The sequence below is a fragment of the Haloferula sp. genome (assembly GCF_049672945.1).
Lineage (GTDB): Bacteria > Verrucomicrobiota > Verrucomicrobiia > Verrucomicrobiales > Akkermansiaceae > Haloferula.
This window is the reverse complement of sequence record NZ_JBATWY010000196.1, coordinates 1-10,547: the sequence shown is the minus strand read 5'-3', so window position 1 is coordinate 10,547 and position 10,547 is coordinate 1. Positions and strand designations below refer to the sequence as shown.

Genomic DNA, 10,547 nt, shown 5'->3' with positions numbered 1-10,547 from the left:
GCCGACGGCGGTGTACTGGTTGAGGGCGTTGGAGACGTAGTTGTCGCTGCCGGGAAGGGTCAGGCTGTCGGCGGACTGCTTGCGGTTGCCGATGCTGTCGAAGAGGTAGGAGCGGTCTGCTGTGGTGCCGGGGCTGTCGGCGAGTTCGATCTGGCCGAAGTCGTCGTAGGTCCAGGAGGTGCTGCCGGGGTTGGGAGTGATGCCGCTGCCGGTGCCCATGTCGTAGGTGGTGGTGAGGTCGGTGCGCTGGCCGAGTTCATTGACGGTGTAGTCGAACTTGGAGACGGTGAGGCCGGAGGCTTGGTTGTCGATGACGTCGAGGACGTTGCGGTGGGCTTCGTAGGTGCTGAGGGTGCGCAGGGTGGTGGTGCCGCTTTTTTCCAGGGTGTAGGGCATGGTGCCGAGCGCGGCACCGCTGGTGGCGCCGATCCTCGGGGAGGCGGCGTTGCTTTGGTTGTAGGCGTAGCCGTAGGTGAAGGTGTCGGTGCCGTTGGCGACGGTGGCAAGGAAGCCGGTGGTGGCGCTGTAGCCGTAGGTGACTTGGTTTTCGACGGTGGTGACAGCCGGGTCGCCGGATGTCTCCTCAAGTTCCCAGCCTGTGTCACGGCCGAGGGATCGATCGCGGCGATCGAGGACGCGGGTGAAAGTAATCGGGTTCTCTGAATCTGCCGGATTTGGCAGAGTGTAAGTAATCGTTTCAATATCGAGACCGAGATCTTCACCTTGTCCGTCGGCGTAGTCGAATTCGGAGGTGGCGTTGGCATTTGCGATGGATGCTTGGCGTCCGAGGGCGTCGTAGGTGTAGGTGACGTCCGGGGTGGTGCCTGAGTAGTCGACGGAGGTGAGCATGCCGTGGGTGTAGATGTATTCGGTGGTGATGCCGCGTTCCCAGGTGCGAAGCTCCAGACGCCCGGCATCGCTATATTCGTAGTCGGTGCCATTGCCATCGTGGTATTCCTTCCGGTCGAGGCGGCCGGTGGTGGTTCCGTAGATCCACTCGGTCTCGGCATAGGCTGTGGTGGCAAGGGTCGGCTCGCCGGTCAGGTTCTTGTAGGTCCGGAGCTTGGTGAGCTGGTTGAAGTCGTTGTAGATGCGGTAGGTGGGGTAGGTCTGGCTGCCCCAGGTGCCGGCGACGTTTCCGGCAAGGTCGTAGGAAGTGTGGGTGCTGTGGACTGGACCGGATCCTCGCTGAAGGTCGGTCTGGATGGGGCGCCCGAAGATGTCGTAAAAATAGGTGGTCTTGTCACCATTCGCAGCCGTCATTTGAAGCGGCTGGCCGGATTCGGTGACATCAGCGAGGTCATTATCGTCAAGATCGTAGTCGGTGGGGCCGGTCTCGGAGTCGAGTACCGAGATCAGGCGGCGTTTGGAGTCATAACCGTAGGCGATCGATTTGATGAGGCCTCCCGTGCTTGTTCTGATTTCCACTTTGTCGGTCAGGCCATTCTTCGTGGTGGTGATGGTTTTCGTGGTGTCCGGCTGGATGGTGGTGGTGGTGGCGACGCCGGATGAGTCCGGGTAGGTGGCAACGGATACCGTCGTCCCGGAGAGAGTGACGCTGGCGGACTTGAGGCCGTCGAGCGAGCGGTAGGAGGTGGCAACCGTCGTGCCGCCGAGCTGGGAAATCGTGCGGTAGGATGCCCCGAGCGAGATTCCGTGGAAGGGTCCGGCGGAGGCGACGATGTCGGGGGTGGTCGTGGAAGTCAGGTTGGTGGCGGTGTGGCCTAGGCCAACTGGCACGGTCCGGGTGGTGGTGATGCGTTCGCCTTCGGAATCGTAGCCGTAGGTGGTGGAGACCCCGTCGGCGTCGGTCATAGTGTGAACCCTGCCGCGGGAACCTGAGGAGGCGGATACGGGGTGGAAGGTGTAGAGGGTGGTTCCGCTGCCGGGACTGATGGTCTTGAAGCTGCGACCGAGAGGGTCGGTGAAGCTCTGGGAGACCAAGCCGGAGCTTGTGGCGGTGGTTTTCAAACCGGGACCATACGTGGTGTCCGTGTGAGCGGCATAGGTGTAGGTGGTGTCGGTGACCCGGGCGCCGGTGACGGTGTGTGTTTTGCCGTCAAGATAGCGGGTGCTGGTGCTGAGGGTGGTCCAAACTTCAGGCGACGTTCCTGATAGCCAGTCCTGAGTGGTTGTGCGCGCCGCAGCGTCGGTTCTAGTTCTGCTAGTAAGGCGACCCGTCGATGTTCCCGACGTGCGGGAGGGGTTGACGGTTCTTGTCTCTAGTCCATCAAGCGAGCGGTTGACTTCCGAAACGAAAATTCCATCCCGGGTCGTGGTGGTGGTCAGGCCGGAGATGGTGGTCAGCGTCGTTACCACGGGGCTCGCCGCAACTGTCTTGCGATCCACACGGTAAACGCGCTTGAGCTGATCACGATAGCTCTCGGTGATGGAGCCGTCGCGTGCGACATGCTCTTTGAGTCCACAGCAGTCGTAAACGAAGGACTCCGAGCCGCCGGCGACACCGCCGAAGCTCCAGATTCTGTCGGTCGGTCTTCCGAAGCTATCGACGTTCTGGTAGGTGACAACCCAACTCATCGAAGCTGTCCCGGTGGCGGAGGTTCCATCGTATTCGGCAAATTCGTATTCCTTCCAGAAACTGTTGAATTTGGTGACCGTGGTGGTGCCGGCGGAAATTGATGGAGCTGCCGACATTCCGCTGCTGGAGGTGGCACCGGTGGTTTTGGTCACCGTAACTCCACCGACGCCATTCGAGGAGTAGGAGTAGACGGTGGCCGTGCCGTCATCGTGGATTTCCCAAGCGATCCTACCGGCTCCCGGAGCCGTAGCGTTGCCCAGCGGATTGTAGGCAATGACAGTCACAAGGGATGGATCGGACTCGTTCGGACCGCTTCCCTGGAGACCGGCGAGGCGCTCAGTCTTGGTGACGAGTTCCCCTCCGGAACCCGTAGAATTGGTGGAAACACTTCGGGAAATCAGCTGGGATCCCACCCGAATTCGTGTCTCAGACGTGGCCGAGGTGAGGATTTTTTCCTCGATCAGGCAGCCTTGATCGGGGACCGAGTCGGCATTGCTTCCATTGCTTTGGAGCGTGAAGCCCGATGGTCCATTGGCGAAGGGGGTGTAGGTGGTGAGTGTCTGGGTGGAGGCGGTTCCGGAAATCTTCCAGATGGTCCAGGAGCCATCCGGTCGGAGTTCCCATTTCGGTCGGCCGAGCAGGGATGAGTCCCCGGGGTCATCGTAATAGCCCATTTTGGTTTCCAGCCCACCGGTCGTCGCTGTGGGGCTACCTAGCACCATGCGGCTGGTCATCCTCTTCTTACCGCCAATATCTTGGAAGACCTCTCTGTAGCGGGAGACGACCTTCAGGGTCGGTGTGCCAGTCGTATTGATCCCCGATGCTGTTAGATCCGCGCGGCTGATCGTTTTGATGCGGTCCTGATTCTTCTGCTCGACACCGTTGACGGGTGCTCCCGAGAAGTATTCGAGGCTCTCCCTTTCGATGACCTTGCCTCCGTTGTCCGGGCTAGCGGTAAGGGTGTCGAGAACATGCTCAACCCGGCCGCTGTTGTTGACACTGCTTGAAAAACGATAGAAGCGAGTCACCCACCCTTCCGGGTATTCCATTCCGGACTCCATGTAGAGCTGGTTGTAGTTCTGGGTGGGAGTTGGGTTGCTGATCTTGACCTCCTTGACGTGGGCTCCGGTGGGCGAGTAGAAGCTGCCCTGCTTGGTCCCCTTATTCGCTGCAGGGTACCATTTGGCGATGAACCCCTCCTGACCGGACGGGAGGTCCTGGAAATCGACGAGGAAGTAGTTGTTGAGGACCTGTCTGACACCGCCGGAGTCCTTGATGATCTCCATTCTGAAGTCGTGGTTGATCCGGAGCGACGAGCGCTTGAACGATGCCTCGCTGATGTCCGGAGTTTCAAGTTTGGCGTCGACCGCCCAGGTTCCACGAACGGGGTTGGAGGAGTAGTAGCTTTCCAGACCGTTGAGCCCCTGAGGTAGATCCTCGTCGTCGTAGTTGAATCTGGCCATTTCGAAGAGGCCGGAGAAATTCTTCGGGCGATCCAGCGGCGCGACTCCGAGATTGAGGGTGATCTCGACGCTGTTGGTGCTAGCTGAGCCTGGGTCTCCATCCGATTCCCCGGTCTCCTTGCCACAGCCTCCGCCTCCGGTGCAGTTCACGCCCGAAGGTAGGTTCGTCCCCGTCACAGACGTGCTGAGGAGGGCTAGAAAAGCAAGAGCCGCGAGGCTGACCTCTTTGAAATTATTTCTGGTGATCATGGATTGATTGGCGGGAATGGGAAAGGTGAGACTGGCTGTATTGTCAGTGGGTCGGTGGGAATTTGTCGTAGTTCTTGAGAGCGGAACGGGCGGCGAAGCGGAGGCGGGTGTCGCCTTCGGCGAGTTCGGTGAGTAGAGCTTTATCCTCCGGATCAGCGAAGTAGCCGAGGGCGGCGATGCTGCTGAGCTCGACGGAGGGATTCGGGGCCTCTCCGGAGGCGAAGCTGCGGATCGCGGGAAGCGTTTCGGGGAAGCCCATACGACCGGCTGCTTGAATGGCTGCGACCTGGTTGGACATGCTGGCGGAACGCTCGCCGGTGACGAGGGCGAGGATGGCTGGGCCGAGGGTGCTACGGTGCTCCTCAAGAAGTTCGGGACGACGGGTGTTTAAGTCACAAAGAGCCATCAAGGTTGTGCCGGAGACCATTTCGTGAGATTCGCGGCTGCCACGAAGGACGCCGAGCAGGGAATCCAGTGCAGCGCTGGAATCTTCCTCCGGGAGCTGGTCTGCCCGGTCTCCGAGATAGAGAGCGAGGTGCTGGGCAGCGTAATCACGCATCACTGGGTCGGCATTTCGATCGGCGACGAGGTCAGCCAAGGCACCTGAGTAGCCTTCCCAGGTGAAGCGCGGCTGGCGCAGGACTTCCATGATCTCGTTTTGCAGAGCATACCAGCGGCCGGGATCGGCCTTCGGCGGGGCGGGCTGGTGAAGGATGGCGATGAGGGCAGCAAATTCCTCGGCAGTGAGATCGTCAGGCAGGCCGCGGACGGCTTCGATCTGTTCTTCGAGGTGCTTGGAGGGATCGACGAGCTGGCGGACGAGGTGGGGTGTGGCGGGCGGGCGGGTCGGCATGGTGCGGTCCGGCGTCGTGCGGTCCGGCGTCGTGCGGTCGGGCTCGGGCACCTGGGCAATGTCGTCACCGCCTTGGGAAAGCACCTTGATCCCCAAGAGCACAGTGGCTCCGGCGAGGATCAGGATCAGGGCGTAGGCGAGAAGGCGGGACATTGGGATGAGTGCCGGGTGGAAATTGAAAAGTGGTTGGTATGCGGATGGTGCGCGGGTTTTCCTGAAGACAGGGGCGGGACGCTTGCGCTCCCTTAGCCGTTACTGCTCCAGATGCGGGCACCATTTTTGTCGAAGACGTCGATGTAGTGGCAGGGGGCGCCGAGGCGTTCTGCTGGCATCAGGAATTCCAGAGTGATCACTCCATTTTCATCGAGGTCTGCGTTGTCCATCTCCTTGACGGTGGTGCCATCGGCGAAGGTCACGCCCCCGGCGAAGATGGATATCTTCACGGTGGCTCCATCGGCAGGCAGGTGGGTGACGAGCAGCGGTGAGCGGACGAGGAAAATGTCATCTCCCTGCGGCGCAGCAAGGTCGCTGGCATTTCGCAGGGCATCGGAGACGCCGACGACGTGGACGACTTCCTGATCGAGGATCGCTTCGGTTTCTGTGAGGCGGGCGGCGGTGCGGTGGATGCCGGGGAATAGTCCACCCATGGTGGTGGTGGTGCCGCCGGTGGCGAGGATGTGGAGTCCGTCAAAGGCGATCTCGCCGCCGGTGTCGAGGGCGAGGTCGGAGGCGACGCCGGGGAGATCGACATCGCGGAAACGCAGCTCGCCGAGGGCGATGTCGGGCTGCAGGTCGGCGGCGCGGACGTTGACGGTGAGGTCGAGCGTCAGACCGGACTGGTGATGGAGCACGCTGACCGGGAAGCTGCCGGGGCTCGGGAAGCTCCAGGCGATGGCGTCCTTCGCCTTGAAGGTCGGCTGGGGCTGGCCGTCGATGGTGAAGGTCAGGTCGGAATTGTCACTCTCACCATCCCAGGCTCCCATGAGAAGATCGCGGCCGGCGGGGATGGTGATCTGGGTGGTGGCGAAGAGGTTGATCGGACGCCAGACGAATACTCCGCTGTTTCCGAGTGCTCCATTTTCAAAGAAGGCGGAATATCCGGTGGCTTGGTTGGCATTGAGTGGGATCTCGGCGAACCAGCGGCCGTAGCCGGGGCCATCCAGACCGGGATGAAGGCTTCCGGCTGCACTGTGGTCCCCTCCCGGATTGATGAGCAGCGCGTTCATCAGACTGTTGCGACTGCTTTGAATGCGGGGAATCTCCTTCGCCCAGAAGGAGTCCTTGTGGCGAATCGCCGATCCGGGTCCTTCGTGCTGGATGCGCAGCTCGAAGTGATCGCGCGAGCGGGCGAGGCCTTCGACAAAGACGGGAGAGATCGGTGTGCTGACTGCGGTGTGGGGAAGAACCTGGTTGCGGGAGGTCAAGTATTGCTCAACCGGGTCGGAATAGCCGTCGCCATCCGTATCGAGCCCACCGGGAGCGAGGATTCTGATGGCGGTGACTTCGAGGGAGCGGCGGGCCGTGTAGTTGTCAACGTAGAGGCCGAATTCATGGCTGCCGGCGGGAAGCCAAGGCGTGATCACCCGGAGTGATCCTGACTGGCTGTTGTGGAAAGTCATGGTCCCCCGCTCGATCTCTCCCCCGTCCACGCTGGCGTGAACCGCGAGCGTCTCATCCAAGCGCAGGTCGCCGCGAAGCCCGCCTTCAATCTGGACGATCCAGATGCCGTCACCCGGCACGGTGAAATTCCATTTTCCAATTCCCCGGAATGAACTGGTCAGCACGCCGCCGCCGGTCTGAATCCACGAGTCTCCGAGGCCAAGCACACTGGAGGGGCTCACATTTGAGACGAGAGTCTCCGGCGTGACATCTGAGACGGAAGGGCTTGTGCCATAGGTCCTCACCTCGGCGAAATCACTGAGGCCATCACCGTCGGTATCCGAATCGGCCGGATTGGTTCCGAGAAGGAATTCCTCGCGGTTGTTCAGGCCGTCTTCATCGAAGTCGCCCCGCTCACCTTCCAGCGCCAGATTGCCGTAGCCGTTGTCGGCGGCATTCAGGCCATACTGATTTTCCCATGCATCGGGGAGATAGTCGTCATCGGCATCCGCCAGTTCAGGCAGATAGCCCGAAAGGGCGCTGAGGGGCAACCAGCGCCTCACGCCATCAGGCCCCGCCCAAGCAAGACTGATGTGATGGAATCTTCCTGGATCCGCCGCATGGCCTTGCTGGACAAGAACCTCGAAGAAGTATTTCCGACCCGCCAGAAGAGGAATCTCGCGGCTCATCTGACTGAGGTATTGATCCCAGTAATTCTCATCGAAGGCCCGGACGCCGCCGCCTGTTCCTTCTGCTGTGCTCAGGCAGGAAATCCGTTGTTTGCGATATTTTGTCTCGTCGTCACTGAGCCAGATCTCGCCGGAATAGCGATTACTGATCCAGAACGTGTAGTCTCCATCATCTGGCACCTCAAGGTATCCCCGCATCCTGGTGGTGGAAAACTGGGGCAGCAGCTGAGGCTCGATACCATCGACAAGCTCCGAACGGTTGGGCGGGAGGTAGAATTTGGAACTGGCCCGTGCGGACTCCAGATCGAAGTGAGGCATGCCCTCCCACTGCTCGACCCAGAGGAGCCCTTCGGGTGGCGAGGTGCTGTTGGGATCATTGGGATCGCTGCCGCCGGCGAACTCGGTGAAATTCGTCTGACCGTCGCCGTCGGGATCCCCGTATTGCCCATCGCTACCAAAAGAAGAGCTGACGCTGAATCCCTGAGCCAGCTCCCAAGAGTCGGGAAGTTGGTCGTCGTCCAGATCATCGGGATGGATCACGAACGACTGAAGATGGGTTCCAGGAATCACTTCCGAGGCATTACTGCCACGAATCTGGAAGGAATCGAGCGTTGCCTGAATCGGCTGACCTCCGGACTGGGGATGACTACTGGCGGCGATTCCCACATAAATGGAAGCAGGAAGATTGGCGAAGGACTGGCTGCCAAGCTCCCGCCAAGTCTTGCCGTCCTGCGAATGATAGCCTTTAACGGTGTCTCCGTTTCTGGTGATCCGCAACCAGTCACGATCCGGGACATAAGGCTTCGGACGGATCGTGGTCGCCCCGGTCGAGCCCCTCCTCTTGAAGGCAGTACCCTGGCCAGCCGTTCTCGCGACAAAGGCGTGGCTCGAAGCCGCCCCGAGGTCAGGCCGCATCATCAGGCCAACCTGGGCGAAGGGGTGACCTGCCGTAAGCGACTTCACGTGGACGGTGACTTCGCCATCGCCGACCATTAGGTAGTTGTAGAAGGAAAAATTGTCGCTTGTGCTCCAGATATCTCCAGCTTCGACGTCGAGGGTGACCACCTCGCCATCATCAGTCCAAGCCTCGCTGGCAACGCTTCCGACTGCGGCAGCCGTCAATTCCGTGGCAGTTTCGATGTAATTCCATCCAATAAAGAGGTGATCCGCACCACTGCTTTCAAACATCAGCCCCTCGATGTAGTAAGCCTCGCCTGCTTCCAGCCAGATTGACTCCGAACGCTGAGTCGGGTACTTGTCCCACTGCTTATTCGCAGTGAAGCGACCGTGCCAAGCGATCCGCCGCTTGTCGAAGGGAGCATCGCTTGTCGATAGCCAGAGATCCGCCAAATCGTCTCCGGAGACGTAGAACACATAGCGACCCGTGACCGGCGCGACCAGTGCCCCGCGGAGCCTGGCACCATAGCCATCGGCATAATTCCTGGGAATTGCCGCCCTATAGACCGGATCAACCGCATCCGGCGATCTGACGTTGATGTTGCCGCTGCCGAATTGCTCGATCGTCGCAGACGGAGCAGCAGAAGTCCACCGCTCCAAGGTGAGCCTGCCGGAAGTCTGGGCGGCTGCGGACGAGGCCAGGACGACAAAGAAAAGGTGCTGGAAAACTCGGAGTAAGGTGCGCATCGGAATTCGTTGGGCTGGGGTTGCAATGGTCCGAATCTCAACAGGGATTCAAGCGAACCATCGGCGATGGTCATGGCAGGACTTGATATGCCATCAACTGAATTTTTCTTTTTCCCAACATATTTTATATGCAATTCGATGCAACTCATGCAATTTTATGGAAGTTACGCTTTTCTTCTGAAAATCCCGGCCAGTTACCACACATTGGCGGTCACGCCCCCCTTCCCCGGCCGACGTTTTCAGACTGCGGATTCACCGGAAATATGCCGACGCCCGAGTGGAGAAGACTCCTTCGCGCATAGGATCTATCCGCAGATTCAGCCCCTTTCACCAAGCCCTTTCAAATGGGCTCAATGACCCTTCTACCGTTCATCACGCATTTCGATTTCATTCCGCTTTTATCCCCAGGAGCCTATTCAATCGCAGTCTGGGGCATCACCCTAGGGATCTATCAGTCAAGACGTTCAAGCCCTGCAGTGACGACCCAAACGCCGTGTTTCCCACAGTTTTGGACCGCCCGCTCAAGGCTGCTTATCTCTACCAATTTGATCTTTGGGCGATACCCCAGGCTACGATTGGATACACCTTTAGCTCCGAAGCATTCGGCTCAGCTCTTATCTGGATTTCACGAATCATACTACAAAGCAAAGTAATCGATGCGCGCCGACCGTGTACAAGCGGCGGGGAGCCCGAGCTACCTGGATTTCCTGCTGAAGCAAGCGGGTGTGGATATTCTGGTTATGGCAATCAACATCACCGAATAACGAGTGATAGTCAGCTTATTGACCTCACTCCTCCGGCTCGTACTGATTTGCAATTCACCTCCATAACCACAATGGGTAAGCAGCGAAGAATCCGTTTCGTTACAGGATTTCATATTTTCCTAGAGATTGCATGCGATCAGCCCGCTCATTGGGCCGAGGAATTTGGGCGCGCTTGCCAGTTCGAGTCGTGATCAACTCAGTCCAGAGCAACAACGATTCGGAGAAACAGCCGATCCGTCGCTGCGCCCGCCGTGGCAGTCACTGTGGTGGTCGTGCCGACGGTATTCATGGAAAAAATCACCTCAGGACCACCCAGTGGGCTTTCCGCACCTTCATACCAGTCGATGAGATTTAGCGACCACTGGTAGTAGCCGCTAACGTCTGCCGGAAGAGTCTCATTTTCCGGGTGGGTGAAGGTGGTCACGGTGCCGTCGGTGGCGAGATTCACGATCCCGGCATTGAACTCACCGGGATGGGTGCCGAACCATGATTCCAGTCCATTGGCGAGACTGTCTCCATCCGGATCATCATTGAAATCCCTGTCACCCGGGTCGATGCCGAAAGAGGGGTTGGAAATGTAGGCATCGAAGTCATCGAGGGGGGGCGAGGTCACACTAAGCCGGACGTTGTCGAAAAAGGATTGGTTGGCAGCCGTGCTGGCACCCCCCGTGCCGAAGGAATAGAGCAGGATTCCGATGTTTCCGCTGCGGGTGAGGTCGGAGGCTGTCACCGTGTAATCGAACGAAA

The 10,547-nt window shown here is 59.5% G+C and carries 4 protein-coding genes; all 4 read right to left on the bottom strand.

Going from position 1 to position 10,547, the window contains the following annotated elements; translation table 11 throughout:
* A partial coding sequence (locus WBG04_RS18045; protein ID WP_424316104.1) for an RHS repeat domain-containing protein occupies positions 1 to 4,251 on the bottom strand: 4,251 nt, incomplete at its 3' end.
* 43 nt (positions 4,252 to 4,294) lie between these two features.
* Positions 4,295 to 5,257, bottom strand: coding sequence for a HEAT repeat domain-containing protein (locus WBG04_RS18040; RefSeq protein WP_424316103.1), 963 nt, complete (start codon positions 5,255 to 5,257; stop codon positions 4,295 to 4,297).
* Positions 5,258 to 5,349: 92 nt separating this feature from the next.
* On the bottom strand, positions 5,350 to 9,036 hold the full coding sequence (locus tag WBG04_RS18035) for a PA14 domain-containing protein (RefSeq protein ID WP_424316102.1): 3,687 nt from the start codon (positions 9,034 to 9,036) through the stop codon (positions 5,350 to 5,352).
* Positions 9,037 to 9,996: 960 nt separating this feature from the next.
* The coding region (locus WBG04_RS18030; protein WP_424316101.1) for a hypothetical protein at positions 9,997 to 10,547 on the bottom strand (551 nt) is incomplete at its 5' end.